Origin of the sequence: Azospirillum lipoferum (assembly GCF_024170005.1) — a bacterium.
Taxonomy (GTDB): domain Bacteria; phylum Pseudomonadota; class Alphaproteobacteria; order Azospirillales; family Azospirillaceae; genus Azospirillum; species Azospirillum lipoferum.
Genome location: NZ_JALJXJ010000005.1, coordinates 210,325 through 223,469 on the forward strand (window position 1 = coordinate 210,325; position 13,145 = coordinate 223,469).

Genomic DNA, 13,145 nt, shown 5'->3' on the forward strand with positions numbered 1-13,145 from the left:
AGGGATCAGGCTGCCGCCGTCCGGTTGGCGCTGCGCAGTGCCGGCAGCATGTCCTCGGGCTCGGGGCGGCGGGTGTAGTCCGGATTGACCTCGGCGTAGAGGATCGTGCCATCCTGCCCGATGACGAAGCGGGCCGGCATCGGCAGGGTCCAGCTGGGGTCGCCGTTGAACGCCGGCAGGTCGTTCCTCAGTCCTTTGTAAAGCTCGATCAGATAGTCGGGCAGCGCGAAGCGCAGGCCGAAAGTGGCGGCGACGTCGTTGCGCGGGTCCGACAGGATCGGGAAGCCGAGCGCATTCTGGCGCACCGACTTGCGGCTGTTCGGGGCGGTCTGCGGCGAGATGGCCACCAAGCTTGCACCGAGAGACTGGAAGGTCGGCAGCGCCGCCTGTAACGCCTGCAGTTCCATGTTGCAGTAAGGGCACCAGACGCCGCGGTAGAAGCTGACCACCAGCGGGCCCTCCGCCAGCAGGGCGGTGGACGACACCGCCTTGCCGTCGGGATCGTTGAGCGTGAAGGCGGGGGCCTTGTCGCCGGCCTTGAGCGCAAGGGCGGCAGCGCCCGAGGCGATCAGTTCGGCGGTGGCGCGGTGCATCGTCTCGATCACCCGGCGCGGAACGTTGTAGGGCGGCTTGCCCGCCTGGAAATCGGCCTTGAAGGCGTCGAGCTTGTCCTGGAGCGACATGGGGAAGTCCTTCTTACGAAATGGAGGGAAACGGATCAGCCGTTCGCGGCGGCGGAGCGGGCGACCTCGGCCGCGCTGATGCCTTCCAGCGCCAGGCCGTAACCGGCGCCTTCGTCGACGATCCGGCGCAGCTTCTGCGTCAGGGCGATGCGCGTGTAGCGGCTGGTGAGCGGCGGCAAGGCGGCCAGCCCTTCGGCGATCTCATGCGCCCGGGCGAGCAGCCGGCCGGAGGGCACGATCTCGTTGACGGCGCCCCAGTCCCTGGCGGTTTGGGCGTCGAGAACCTGGCGGGTCAGGATGAAATGGCGACCGCGGATGCTGCCGATGACTTCCGGCCAGAGCAGGTTGACGCCGTCGCCGGGGACGATGCCGAAGTCGAAATGCGGCTTGTCCTGGAAGACCGTTTCCGGTGTGGCCAGCACGATATCCGCCAGCAGCGCATATTCGGAATGCAGCAGCACCGGCCCGTTGAGGGCGGCGATCAGCGGTACCTCGATGTCGAGGATGTTCATCAGGACTTTCTTGCCTTCGCGGAAGATCTTGTCGTAACCGCGCGGGCTGAAGAAATCGAACCCCTCGGGGCTGATGGCGTCCATGAAGGCATCGCCCGATCCGGTGAGGATCACCACCCGGTTCTCGGGATCCGACCCGATCTGATGGAACAGGTCGACGAACTGCTCGTGGGTATGGCCGTTGAAGACGAGCTTGCCGCCATCGGAGTGCAGCTTCACTTCCAGAACGCCGCTGTCCGAACGGGTCAGGTACGCATTGGCGAAGGCGTTCTGGTAACTCTCGAAACGGGACATCAGGGTCACTCCTTGGATTGGCTTGGTTCGGATCGGCGGTGTCAGGCGGCCTGGGGGATGACAGCCTCGACGCGGGCGATTGCGCGCCGAACGGCGGGCCGGGCGGCGACGGTGTCGAACCAGCGGACGAGGTTGGGGCGGCCGTCGAGCGTCATGCCGGGGAACTCGCGGCGCCACAGCCAGCCGAAATGGGCGATGTCGGCGATGGTGAAGTCGTCGCCGGCGACGAAGCGGCGCTCCCCGAGCAGCGCGTCGATCCTGTCGAGCACGCGGTTGGCTTCGGCGGTGAACCGCGCTTCGGCGAGTGGCTGCGGCTCGGCGGCGAGGCGCTTGAAGAATCCTGCATTGCCGAAGGCCGGGCTCAGCGCGGAGGCATGGAAGAACAGCTGCTCGAACACCCGCGCCCGGTCCATACCGTCCCGCGGAAGCAGCCTGCCGGTCTTCTCGGCGAGATGGACGAGGATGGCGGCACTTTCCGTCAGTACCAGCGCCCCGTCCACCAGCACCGGCACCTTGCCGTTCGGGTTCAGCGCGAGGAAGTCCGCGGCCTTCTGTTCGCCCTGGCGGATGTTGATGGGCTTCAGATCATAGGAGAGGCCCATCTCCTCCAAGGCGATCGGAACCTTGACGCTGTTCGGCGTCGCAAATGCATAAAGCTCGATCATGTTTCGCTTCTCCCTTGCAGCGTCGCCGCCGATGGGAGAGTTATCGCCATTCCAATCTCCGGACGGCAGACCGGCCGGAGCGATAACGGCAATTCCTATCAGGAATAACGATGGACCGATTGCAGGCGATGGCCAGCTTCTTGCGGGTGGTGGAGACTGGCTCTTTCTCGGGTGCGGCCCGGCAGTTGGGGGTGGGGCAGCCGGCCATCTCCAAGACGATCGCGCAGTTGGAGGAGCGATTGCAGGTGCGCCTGCTGCTGCGGTCGACCCATGGCCTGACGCCCACCGAAGCGGGACTGCGTTTTTATGAGCGCGCGCGGCTCGCCATCCGGGAAGCCGATGAGGCGGAACTGGAGGCGCGGGGCGCCGGTGCCAGTTTGTCGGGCCGGCTGCGCATCTGCGCCGCGACCACTTTCGCCCGGCTGCTGATCGTGCCGCGCCTGCCCGAATTCCTGAACCGTCATCCGGAGCTGGACATGGAGGTGATCCTGGACGACCGGCTGATCGATCTGGTGTCCGAGGGGATCGACGTCGCGTTGCGCATGGGCACGCTGTCGGACTCGACGGCGGTGGCGCGGCGGATCGCCAGCGGTGGCCGCTCGGTCGTGGCGACGCCGGCGTATCTGGCCCGCGCGGGCGTGCCGCGGACGCCGGCCGACCTCGCCGACCACGACGCGGTGGTCTATAGCCAGCTCAGCAACAGCTGGGCGTTCCGGCAGGGCGGGACCGAAGCATCGGTCGTGGTGCGCGGCCGGCTGCGGGTCAGCGCGGCGGAGGGCATTCGGGCGGCGGTGCTGGCCGATCTGGGGCTGGCGGTCGCGTCCGACTGGATGTTCGGCCCCGAGCTTGCCAACGGTTCGGTGCGGCGCGTGCTGGAGGACTGGACGCTGCCGCCGATCGATTTGTGGGCGGTGTTTCCCACCGGTCGGCTGGCCAGCACCAAGGCGCGCGCCTTCGCGGAGTTCGTCGCCGGCATCGTGAACGGTAACGGTGCGCCGGAGGAGGTGGAGTTGGGGGGAGGCCATTCCCAGCGGGATCATTCCCAGGAGGCATAGGCATTAGTCGCCCGGCCCGCCTACGCGCCGCCTCTGGAATGGGTCAGGGTCCGAGCCGTCGAACGCAACCGACGGAACAAGGACCCTCCACCATGACCCAGTTCACCAGCCACACCCTCGACACCGCCCCGGAAGCCGCAAAGCCGATTTTCGAGGGCGTGAAGGCCGCTTTCGGCTTCGTGCCCAATCTGCAATCCTATATGGCGGAATCGCCGGAACTGCTGGCCGGCTACACGGCGCTGTGGGACCTGTTCTCCAAGACCACGCTCAGCGTGCATGAGCAGCAGGTCGTCTATCTGACCGCCAATTTCGAGAACGCGTGCCACTACTGCATGGCCGGCCATACCACGCTCGCCCGGATGCAGAAGATGGGCGAGGACGTGATCGCCGCGCTGCGCGCCGGCAGCGAACTGCCCGATGCGCGGCTGGAGGCGCTGCACCGCTTCGCCACGCTGGTGGTGCGCAATCGCGGCTGGGTCGCCGACACGGACGTCGATGCCTTCCTGGCGTCCGGCTTCACCCGCCGCAACGTCCTGGAAGTGGTGCTCGGCGTCGCCACCAAGGTGATGAGCAACTACACCAACCACATCACCCACACGCCGCTCGATGCCTTCATGAAGGGCAATGAGTGGAGCAAGCCCGCCGTCGCCTGATGCAAGGCGGAGCGCTGTTCTCGCCCCCCAACCCGACAGGTCCCGTCACTGAACCGATCTACACGGAGCTGACATGATTCTTTCTGGAAAACGCGCGCTGATCACCGGCGGCTCCAGCGGCATCGGCTTTGCCGCCGCCCAGGCGCTGGGTGAAAAGGGAGTGGCCCTTGCCATCACCGGCCGGCGCCCCGACCGGCTGACCGCCGCAGTCGAGACCTTGCAGAAGGCTGGAGCGTCGGTGACCGGCATCGTGGCCGATGTCGCGACCATCGAGGGGCGTCTGCAGACGCTCGAACGCGCACTCGGCGCACTGGGTGGACTCGACATCCTGGTCAACAACGCCGGCGGCGTTCGCGCCGGGCGGCTGGAGCAGGTCACGGAGGAGGACATCCTCGCGATGATCGCCGTCGATCTGACCGCGCCCATCCTGCTGACGCGGGCCGCCCTACCGGTGCTGCGCGCCAGCGGCGAAGGAATGGTGGTGAACATATCGTCGGGCCTGGGGCTCGTCGGCGCGCCATTCTACGCCACCTATGCCGGCGCCAAGGCGGGCCTGGCACGATTCGGCGAGGCCTTGCGCCGCGAACTGAAGGGCGAGGGCGTCCATGTGCTGACCGTTTATCCCGGCGCCACCGACACCCCGATGATGGCGTCGAACAACGCCGGTCCGGAGCTGGGCTTCACCCGCGAGAGCGCGGAAGCCGTGGCTGCGGCCATCGTGGCGGGGATCGAAACGGAGGCGCTGGAGGTGATCCGCGGCGGCGAAGTGCGGGCGGCGATGATCGCGCTCAACCGGGATGACCCGCTGGCCATCGATGCGCGGTTCCTCAATCTCAAGGCTCGCCTTGAGGCGGCGGTCAAGGAGCATGCCGCCTTGTGAGCAAGGATCGGCAGCGGGGAGCGGCGATCAAACCGCTCCCGGCCGATCCTTCCTGAGTGTCTCTCCGCCACGTCTACGGGTGTTGGCTTTACGGTGGCGCACCGAGGCCAATGGCGTTTTCGCATCGTCGATTGGGCAGGTCGACGAGCCGTGATCCTCCGACCCTACGCACCCTTGCCGATCTGGCGCCGCACCTCGTCGGCAATGGGATGCAGAAGCGCCTGCGCATCGGCGGGGCCGACCAGGCTGTAGCCCATGCCCTTGGCCGCCCATGAAAAGCCGCTGGCCGCCGGCTGGCTCAAGGGCTGCATCGGGACATCCCGATCGACCGTCATGGGGCGGCTCAGCATGACCAGACGCGTGCCATGGTCATCGTCATACATGAAGAGGGCTGCGGGCCCGTGCGGGGTCGCGACGACCCGTCCGCCCATGAAGCGGTAGCCCGACGCTTCGAGGTTCGGAACTCCGACCTGCCGTCCCAGACGGGTGAAGATCCAATCGGCAAGCTCGGTGCCGGCGCCGGCGCGCAGTTCGACCGGACGGAGGCGGTCAGGGCTGTAGACGGCGTAATTGTCCGCAGCCTCCTGGCCGAGCGAGGCGACGCCCTGGGCCGGCGGATCGGACAACCCCCGCAGCGTCCAGCCGCCGGCACCGCCGAAGCCTATCAATACGGCCGCGGCGGCGGCGGCCCACCATGGCAGGCGGGATCGGCGCCCTTGGCGTTCCGCGATGTGCCGGACGTTGAGTGCCGCGGGAACCGGTTCGTCGGCGATCGGCAGGAGAAGGGCTCTGAGATCGTCGCGTTGGGCCGCATAACCCGACACGCGCTCCGCCACGTCGGGATGGGCTTCCAGATAGGCCGCCACCTCGGCCTGCCGAACGGGATCGAGGCGCTGGTCGACGAAGGCGTTGAGATCGTCCTCGGTGATCGGGCGGCTGATCATTTCACCCTCCGCAAATGGGATCGTCCGGCAGGTTCGGCCGGCATCTCCCTGATGCTCTTCAGCAGCTTTTCACGCGCACGCGACAATCGTGACATCACGGTCCCTATCGGAACATCGAGAATCCTGGCCGCATCCGCATAGGAGAGGTCTTCTATGCTGACGAGCAGAATGACCGCGCGCTGGTCCTCGGGAAGTGCTTCGAGCGCACGCAACAGGGCCCGGTGATGCAGGCCATCCTCCTGCGACGGAGGTGTCGAGAGCCAGTTTTCGGCGGACTCGACGTCGATGTCCGGGGATCGCGTGGATCTGCGCTTCAATTCCGTCATGGCGAGGTTGTGCAGGATGGTGAAGACCCACCGGCGAGTGTCGCCGTCGACCCGGCGCTGGTTCCAGTGGGCGATGGCGCGTTCCAGGCAGTCCTGGACCAGATCGTCGGCCGCCGTACGATCGCGAAGCAGCGAGCGTGCGTATCGGCGAAGCACCGGTATGAGGGGTTCAAGCAGTTCGATCATCATCGGGCATCGTGCGACCATGAAGACTGAGAACTAGGATACTGGGACTTGCGGCCGGCCCGCTTCCGGTTCGAGGGTGGGCCGGCCGGATGTCACCGCACCTGGATCTGGACGACGGCGCCGGGCCGGGCCGCCGTGCCCTCGGTTATGACCAGATATCGCTTCTCGGCCTTCGCGGTGTTCTGCACGATCTGTCGGATCGGTCCCGCTGCATTGACGATCGCCGAGCCGGCCGGATTCGTCATGAAGGCGGCGAGCGGCTGCAGTGTGCCGTGGCCGGCTTCGGTCTCGGCCAGCGCCAGCACATAGGGCTTCTTGGGTTCGAGGTTCGTCACGGAGGCCTGGAGAATCTGGATCAGCCCCTGGTCGAACAACGACACCGTAGTGACGGCCTTGCCGGGCTTTCCGTCTGCCGGGACCGCAAGGTCGAGATGCGTCGCCTGCCCGGCGACACCGAGCGGGGTCAGGTTGTCGGTTCCGGCACCTTCGGGCACGGCGTCGGGCACATAGGTGATCGCCTGCGGCGCCTGGCCGATCGGCACGGTCGCGATCACCTTGTTCGTAATGGTATCGATCGCGGTCATTCCGTCGGCATTCTCCAGCCCGACATAGATGCGGCTGCCGTCGCCCGACGGCCAGATGCCATGCGGCAGGTTGCCGACGGGAATGGTCGCAACCTGCTCGAAGCTATCGGTACGGAAAACCTTCACTTCGTTCAGGCCGCCGATGGTGACGTAGGCGAATGTGCCATTGGCGTTGTGTGCGAAATTGACGTGGTTGGTGATCGGGCCGGTATCGAGCGTCTTGATCAGGTCGAACGGCGGCTGGGCATTGAAGACCTGGGTCTTGCCGACATCCTTCAGGGTGAACCAGACCTGCCGGCCATCCGGGGTCGCCGCGATGTTGGGACAGAATGGACTGGCCTGCTGGATGCGGGCGACGATCTGGTGATCCGCCACACTGACGACATCCGTCTCCGGGTTGAACGACGAGCAGATGTAGCCGTATTTTCCGTCCGGCGAGAAGATCTGCATGCCGGGTCCGTTGGGCGTCTTGATGCGGGTCTTCTCTTCGAAGGTCTTGGCATCGAGGACGGCGACATAGTCCTCGCCGCGCACGGTGACCCAGACCTCGCTGCCGTCCTGGGTGTAGAACGCCTCGTGAGGCGAGCGTCCGACATAGGTGGTGTGCTTGACCGAATTGGCGGCCGTGTCGATGAAGGTGACCGAGTTGGAGCCGATCGAAACCACCGCGATGGTCTTGCGGTCGGGGGAGAAGCCCATGCCGTGGACCAGGACCTGCCCTTTGTAGAGTGGGCTGAAGTTCGCCGGCTGCGGGTCTCCCAGGCGAATGACGCCGAGCAATTTGTTGTCGACGGGATCGATGACCGAAACCGTGTTCGAGAACTGCTCCGCCGCGTAGATGCGATCGCGGTGGCTGATCGGAAAATCCGGTGCCGTGCTGGCGTAGGGCGCTTGCCCGGCATAGGCGGGCAGATGCACCGCAAGCATGGAGCCGGCGATCATCGCCAGAGCGGTAAGCAGACGACTCTTCATTGGGACTCACCCTCTTTCATGTGCATGTGCATTGCAGACGGAGGGATCTGCGAGGCAGGCGAGTGAGGCGGGACCTGGGTCGGTACCGGCAGGGACGGCGGCAGCGGCTGGCCCAGGGCCATGCGCATCGCGGCGATCTCCTGCTGCTGCTCGACGATGATCTCCTGCGCGATGCGCTGAAGCTGCTCGTTCTTCCCGTACCGCAGTTCGGCGAGCGCCATGTCGATCGCGCCCTGATGGTGGGGAATCATCATCGCCGTGAAATCGGCGTCAATGTCGCCCGTCGGCTTCACAGCCATGCCGGACATCATCCTGTCCATGGCGGCGTTGTTTTCCGCAAGGAACGGCGCTTCGTTGTCGAGCGCCGATGTCGCGGCCGGCTCGGCTGCCGACTCGGCTGAGTGGGTATGGGCAGTTTGGGCATCGGCAGGCGTTGACGCCGCCATTCCCGTTGTCAAGATGAGGGCCACGGCGGCCACTATCGGATATCGCATAGGAGGCTCTTCGGTCTGTCTCGTCGCGGTCTTGACGGGGTGGACTGGCCGGCCACACGATTATTCCGCGCCACGCAGATTTTTTTGCGAAGGATGGGGCGCTCGTCCCATGGGCGGCAGGCCGTCTGCTTCCCGGCATAACGCGCAAAGTCCAGCTCAGGTTTTCGCCGGATTGAGCAGCACCCAGAGTCTGGCGATCCTGCCATCGACGACTTCCGCCACATCGCTTCCCGTGACCGCAACCGGGCCGTCGGCCGGACCCGCTTTCCAGGACAGCGATCCGAGACCGTGATGGCCCACGGCGTCGCCCTCCGGCTGGAAGCGAAACGCAGGTCCGAACTGCTCCAGGAGAGCGCCCGCGACCTCCGAGATGGCCGCACGTCCCCTGACGATGTTCGTCGGTTCGTACATGATCGGCTCGGCCACGAAGAGTTCTGCGACGGCTGCGGCGCGCTTCCCGGCGTCCCGCTCATTGAAGACGTGTTCCAGGTTCGAGCGCAGAAGCCGGTTGTAGTCCGGTTCTTCGGATGAATGCGCCGTGTGATCCGCATTGGACATTGTGCTTCCCCTTGCTGGAACGGCCTGGCAGCCGTCGTGGGACGGTTCAGAGTTTCACCAGGTTCAGAGCGGGGAGTGGTCCGCCGGGGAACTGGGTCAGGCGGCTGCCGAGGGCGAGCGAGCCGAGGTCGATGCCGAAGAAGCCGAGTTGATCGATCAGGGCGCCCACCCGCGCCTTGGCTTCGGCATCGTCGCCGGAATAGAACAGCACGCGCTTGCCGCCATCGCCGATGTGGCGACGAATGCGGAATAACCGGCCGGCGTGCTGAAGGTCAGCCTGCCGCCGACCTTCGGCATCACGCATGTCCTGCCCCTGCTGCCCGGCTTTCTGGCCCGCTATCCGCTGATCCGGCCGGAATGGCATTTCGAGAACCGCCCGGTGGACCTGATCGCCGAAGGATATGATGCGGCGATCGGCGGTGGCTTTGACCTCGCGACGGGCGTGGTGGCGCGCCCGCTGGCGCCCGCCCACATCATCGCGGTGGCGTCGCCGGCCTATATGACCGGCCGGATGGCGCCGGTCGATCCATCCGGACTGGCGGAACTCCAGGGAATCGTCATGAGCTCCGTCCACACCGGCCGTGTGCGCCAATGGACGATGCGCGATGCGGCGGGTGTCGAACTGCCGGCGATGCTGTCGGAGAGTATCGTCGTCAACGATCCGGCCGCGATGCGTGAGGCGGCACTGCTCGGGCTCGGCGTTGCGCTTCTCGCTGTACCGGACGTGCTTCAGCATCTTGAGCGGGGCGATCTGCTGCGCCTCGTGCCCCGGTGGTACGCTGACGCGGGCGCGATCTCGCTCTCCTATGCGAGCCGCGCCCAGATGCCGGCAAAGACACGGGTGTTCATCGACACGCTGCTCGACCTGTTCCGTCGGGACCGTCTTGCCGAGCGTTTTGCCGGAAGTTTGGGATAGCGAGCAGGCTCTGTTTACACGAATGCTGCATCTACTGTGCCTCGCCCGGCAAGCCGGTTCCGCTGCTGGTTTTCGGCAATGGGATACAGCCATATTCCGAATTTTCCGGCTGGATCCGTGCCCTGGCCGCTTTCAGGTCGCGGGCCGGCGGCAGCCGGAACATACGGCCATAGTCGCGCGTGAACTGAGTGACGCTTTCATACCCGACCGCATAGGCAGCATTGCTGATCGGTTCACCGTCCGCCAGCATCATCCGGCGCGCTTCGATCAGTCTCAACTGCTTCTGATACTGGAGCGGCGTCAGGGAGGTCACGGACTTGAAGTGCTCATGAAAGGTGGAGGGGCTCATGCCGGCCACCTCGGCCAGATGCTCCACCCGGAGCGGTCGGGCGAAGCCGTCACGAATGACGGCGACCGCCCGCGCCACCCGGCGTGCATGGCTGTTGGTGACGCCCAGGCTGCGGATGGCTTCCCCGTGCAGCCCGGCAAGCAACCAGTAATGCAGTTCGCGAAGCAGCTGCGGCTGTAGGATCGGCACCGAGGCCGGCCTGTCGAGCAGCCGCAGCAAGCGCAGGGCGGAGTCGGCCACCTCCGCCTCCGTCGGATGGATACTGACCGGCCTGCCGGCGGCGAACGGGGCGGCTCCCATTTCCGCGACGAGTGCTTCGATGACCGCAAGATCGAGGTCGATGACCAGCGAGAAGTAGGGTGTGTTCGGATTGGCGCGTATGACTTGGCTGACCGTCGGCACATCGGCGGCGATCAGCAGGGATTCGCCGGCACCGAATTCGAAGCTGTCGCCCCCCATGCTCACCCGCTTGGCACCCTGCAGCACCAGCGCGACCAGCGGCCGGCTGACGGCATACCGCAGCGGCGTCGGGCCGGTCTCCCGGATCAGCGTCAGACCCGGGATCGGCGTTCGGGCAATGCCGTCGCGGTCGGCATGCGTCTGCGCGTACCGGCGCACGGTGTCCAGCAAGCTGTCAGTCATCGACCTGATACCAGTTCGTGGTGGCGACCCGGGGCGAAGGGCCCGGTGGGATGGACGTTCGCCTGTTCGCCAAAGGACGTTCCTCCCACCGGGTTTGATGCTCCGATCAGGCTCAGATGTTCTGGCCGCCGGAAACCTCGATTCGCTGCGCGGTGACCCAGCGGTTGTCCGGACCCAGCAGGCTCGCGACCGCCGGACCGATGTCATCGGGCACGCCGACACGGCCCAGCGCCGTCATGGCGGCAAAGGCCTCGTTGTAGGCCGGTGTATCACGCACGGCGCCGCCCAGGAAGTCGGTCTCGATCGCTCCGGGAGCGATGGTGTTCGCCGTGATTCCACGGCTTCCCAACTCCTTGGCCATGTAGTGGGTCAACACTTCGACGGCGCCCTTGGCCGCGGAATAGGCGGAGAAGCCAGGAAACGCGATACGGGTCAGGCCGGACGAGAAATTCACGATCCGGCCACCGTCGGCCAGCAGCGGCAGAAGCGCCTGCGTCAGGAAGAACACGCCCTTGACATGCACATTGAAGAGGCTGTCGAACTGCGCCTCCGTCGTCTCTGCGAACCCCGCCATTTCGCCATGGCCGGCGTTGTTGACGAGATGGTCGAAGCGGTCGCGGCCCCAGTTCGACGTCAGTGCCGACCGGACGGCTTCGACGAAGGCGGGGAAGCCCGAGACGTCGCTGACGTCGAGCTGGATGGCGACCGCCTTGCGGCCGAGCGCTGCGATCTCGGCCACGACGGCATCGGCCGCGCCGGATCCGCTGCGGTAGGTGAGGATCACGTCGCCGCCGCGGCGGGCGATGCTGACGGCAGTGTTGCGGCCAAGGCCGCGGCTGGCACCGGTGACGATGGAAACGGTGGTCATTTCTGAACTCCTGAAGGCGTTGCGTTGCGGTGAACGCACTATCGCCGATCCGCCGGGGGCGAAGTTGCCGGATGGTCGGCCGTTCTTGCCTGATCCTCCGAGACTGACCCCTGCGCGAGGTGCAAGGTGCAGGGCGCGAGGTGCGATCCCCCGGTCAGGGTCCGGTGCCGACGTGCCGGTCGTAGTCTTCGGCACTGAGGAACCCCAATGCGATGCAGGCGTCCCTTGGTGTCACGTCGTCGCGCAGTGCTTTGACGGTGATCTCCACCACCTTGTCGTATCCCAGGATCGGGTTGAGGGCTGTGGCACGCAGAAGCGCATTGTCCACATTGCTCTTCAGCCGCCGCCGGTCGACCTCGATGCCCTGGATCATCCGCTGTGCGAAGACCTGGGCAACGTCGGCGAGGAGCCGGATCGATTGCAGAAGGTTGTGGAGCAGCACCGGTTTGGCGACGTTCAGTTCGAAATTCCCCGAGGCGGCGGCGGCGGAGATCGTGGCGTGATTGCCGATGACCTGGAAGGCCACCTGGACCACGACCTCGGCGATCGTCGGATTGCGCTTGCCGGGCATGATCGACGAGGTGAGGCCATCGTCCGGAAGGATCAGTTCGCCCAGACCACAGCGGGGACCCGAGCCAAGGAAGCGGATGTCGTTGGCGATCTTGATCAGCGATGCGGCGATGACGTTGAGGGCGCCGCTGACCTCCAGCAGAGCGTCATGGGCGGCCATGCCCTCGAACTTGCTGGGGTTCGGGGTGAAGTCCAACCCGCTCAGCCGGCTCGCCTCCTCGCAGAACGCGACATCGAAGCCGGCCGGTGCGTTGAGGCCCGACCCGACTGCCGTGCCCCCCTGCGGCAGGGAGCGCAGACGCGGCCCGGTCGCCTCCAGCCGGTCGATGCCGTGCCCGATCTGACGGGCGAAGGCATCGAACGCCTGTCCCATGGTCATCGGCACCGCGTCCATCAGATGGGTGCGGCCGATCTTCACCACATCGGCGAATACCGTTGCCCGATCCTCCAAGGCGGCCCTCAGCACCGCCAGCGCCGGCTGCAGCCGGTCCCGCACCGCAAGGGCGGTGGCGATATGCATCACGGTGGGGAAGCTGTCGTTGGACGACTGCGACCGGTTGACGTGGTCGTTGGGATGCACCGGCGCCCTGGTGCCCAGCGGCTGGCCGAGCATCTGGTTGGCGCGGTTGGCGATCACCTCGTTGGCGTTCATGTTGGTCTGGGTGCCCGATCCGGTCTGCCAGACGGGCAGGGGGAAGTGCTGGTCGAACAGCCCTGCGCGAACCTCGCTGGCCGCCGCCTCGATCACCTCGGCCAAATCCGGGGGAAGGGCGTCCAGCCGCCGGTTTGCGCGCGCAGCGGCGATCTTCTGCAGGCCGAAGGCATGGATCACTTCGGCCGGGAAACGCTCCTCGCCGACCTGGAAGACGGTGAGGGCGCGTTGGGTCTGAGCGCCCCAGTACCGCTCGGCCGGAATCTCGACCGGGCCGAACGCGTCCTGTTCGGTCCGTGCCTGCAATGGACTATTCTTCGACATGGTGACCTCTCGGATCAA

The 13,145-nt window shown here is 66.1% G+C and carries 16 protein-coding genes; 4 read left to right on the forward strand and 12 right to left on the reverse strand.

The window, feature by feature from the left end; all coding sequences use genetic code 11:
- Nucleotides 1-5: 5 nt before the first annotated feature.
- From J2848_RS13425 to J2848_RS13435, 3 genes are read right to left on the reverse strand one after another with little or no spacing between them, the layout of a single operon-like run.
- On the reverse strand, nucleotides 6-683 hold the full coding sequence (locus J2848_RS13425; RefSeq protein WP_149231484.1) for a peroxiredoxin-like family protein: 678 nt from the start codon (nucleotides 681-683) through the stop codon (nucleotides 6-8).
- A 35-nt stretch (nucleotides 684-718) separates the two neighbouring features.
- Nucleotides 719-1,489, reverse strand: coding sequence for an enoyl-CoA hydratase/isomerase family protein (locus J2848_RS13430; RefSeq protein WP_149231485.1), 771 nt, complete (start codon nucleotides 1,487-1,489; stop codon nucleotides 719-721).
- Between the two features lie 41 nt (nucleotides 1,490-1,530).
- Nucleotides 1,531-2,154: a glutathione S-transferase family protein gene (locus tag J2848_RS13435; protein ID WP_149231486.1), complete on the reverse strand. Its 624-nt coding sequence runs from the start codon at nucleotides 2,152-2,154 to the stop codon at nucleotides 1,531-1,533.
- Nucleotides 2,155-2,264: 110 nt separating this feature from the next.
- Between J2848_RS13435 and J2848_RS13440 the strand changes: the two genes are divergently transcribed.
- From J2848_RS13440 to J2848_RS13450, 3 genes are all read left to right on the forward strand, one after another.
- Complete coding sequence (locus J2848_RS13440; RefSeq protein WP_149231487.1) at nucleotides 2,265-3,209, forward strand: LysR family transcriptional regulator; 945 nt, start codon at nucleotides 2,265-2,267, stop codon at nucleotides 3,207-3,209.
- Between the two features lie 92 nt (nucleotides 3,210-3,301).
- Nucleotides 3,302-3,862 carry a carboxymuconolactone decarboxylase family protein gene (locus J2848_RS13445; protein ID WP_149231488.1) on the forward strand — a complete coding sequence of 187 codons (561 nt, stop codon included), beginning with the start codon at nucleotides 3,302-3,304 and terminating at the stop codon, nucleotides 3,860-3,862.
- 73 nt (nucleotides 3,863-3,935) lie between these two features.
- Nucleotides 3,936-4,742 carry an SDR family NAD(P)-dependent oxidoreductase gene (locus J2848_RS13450; RefSeq protein WP_149231489.1) on the forward strand — a complete coding sequence of 269 codons (807 nt, stop codon included), beginning with the start codon at nucleotides 3,936-3,938 and terminating at the stop codon, nucleotides 4,740-4,742.
- 164 nt (nucleotides 4,743-4,906) lie between these two features.
- Here J2848_RS13450 and J2848_RS13455 read toward each other — a convergent pair whose 3' ends face one another.
- The 6 genes from J2848_RS13455 to J2848_RS13480 form a co-directional block, all read right to left on the reverse strand.
- Nucleotides 4,907-5,686, reverse strand: coding sequence for an anti-sigma factor family protein (locus tag J2848_RS13455; protein ID WP_149231490.1), 780 nt, complete (start codon nucleotides 5,684-5,686; stop codon nucleotides 4,907-4,909).
- Nucleotides 5,683-6,201: a sigma-70 family RNA polymerase sigma factor gene (locus tag J2848_RS13460; protein ID WP_149231491.1), complete on the reverse strand. Its 519-nt coding sequence runs from the start codon at nucleotides 6,199-6,201 to the stop codon at nucleotides 5,683-5,685. Before J2848_RS13460 ends, J2848_RS13455 begins: the two co-directional genes overlap by 4 nt.
- Before the next feature lie 89 nt (nucleotides 6,202-6,290).
- A complete protein-coding gene (locus J2848_RS13465) occupies nucleotides 6,291-7,754 on the reverse strand; it encodes a YncE family protein (protein WP_149231492.1) in 1,464 nt (487 codons plus the stop codon).
- Complete coding sequence (locus tag J2848_RS13470) at nucleotides 7,751-8,200, reverse strand: DUF305 domain-containing protein (RefSeq protein ID WP_149231707.1); 450 nt, start codon at nucleotides 8,198-8,200, stop codon at nucleotides 7,751-7,753. Before J2848_RS13470 ends, J2848_RS13465 begins: the two co-directional genes overlap by 4 nt.
- Before the next feature lie 204 nt (nucleotides 8,201-8,404).
- Nucleotides 8,405-8,806 carry a nuclear transport factor 2 family protein gene (locus J2848_RS13475; protein ID WP_149231493.1) on the reverse strand — a complete coding sequence of 134 codons (402 nt, stop codon included), beginning with the start codon at nucleotides 8,804-8,806 and terminating at the stop codon, nucleotides 8,405-8,407.
- A gap of 46 nt (nucleotides 8,807-8,852) precedes the next feature.
- On the reverse strand, nucleotides 8,853-9,110 hold the full coding sequence (locus J2848_RS13480) for an NAD(P)-binding domain-containing protein (protein ID WP_211103123.1): 258 nt from the start codon (nucleotides 9,108-9,110) through the stop codon (nucleotides 8,853-8,855).
- On the opposite strand from J2848_RS13480, the gene J2848_RS13485 reads away from it, so the two are divergent.
- Nucleotides 9,069-9,722: a substrate binding domain-containing protein gene (locus J2848_RS13485; RefSeq protein WP_149231494.1), complete on the forward strand. Its 654-nt coding sequence runs from the start codon at nucleotides 9,069-9,071 to the stop codon at nucleotides 9,720-9,722. The genes J2848_RS13480 and J2848_RS13485 overlap by 42 nt on opposite strands.
- Nucleotides 9,723-9,753: 31 nt before the next feature.
- On the opposite strand, the gene J2848_RS13490 is transcribed toward J2848_RS13485, so the two are convergent.
- The 3 genes from J2848_RS13490 to J2848_RS13500 all read right to left on the reverse strand — a co-directional run bounded on the left by J2848_RS13490 (nucleotide 9,754) and on the right by J2848_RS13500 (nucleotide 13,127).
- Nucleotides 9,754-10,713, reverse strand: a complete 960-nt coding sequence (locus J2848_RS13490) for an AraC family transcriptional regulator (protein ID WP_149231495.1) — start codon at nucleotides 10,711-10,713, stop codon at nucleotides 9,754-9,756.
- Between the two features lie 112 nt (nucleotides 10,714-10,825).
- Nucleotides 10,826-11,581, reverse strand: a complete 756-nt coding sequence (locus tag J2848_RS13495) for an SDR family NAD(P)-dependent oxidoreductase (protein ID WP_149231496.1) — start codon at nucleotides 11,579-11,581, stop codon at nucleotides 10,826-10,828.
- A 154-nt stretch (nucleotides 11,582-11,735) separates the two neighbouring features.
- Nucleotides 11,736-13,127, reverse strand: coding sequence for a class II fumarate hydratase (locus J2848_RS13500; protein ID WP_149231497.1), 1,392 nt, complete (start codon nucleotides 13,125-13,127; stop codon nucleotides 11,736-11,738).
- Between the last annotated feature and the right edge of the window lie 18 nt (nucleotides 13,128-13,145).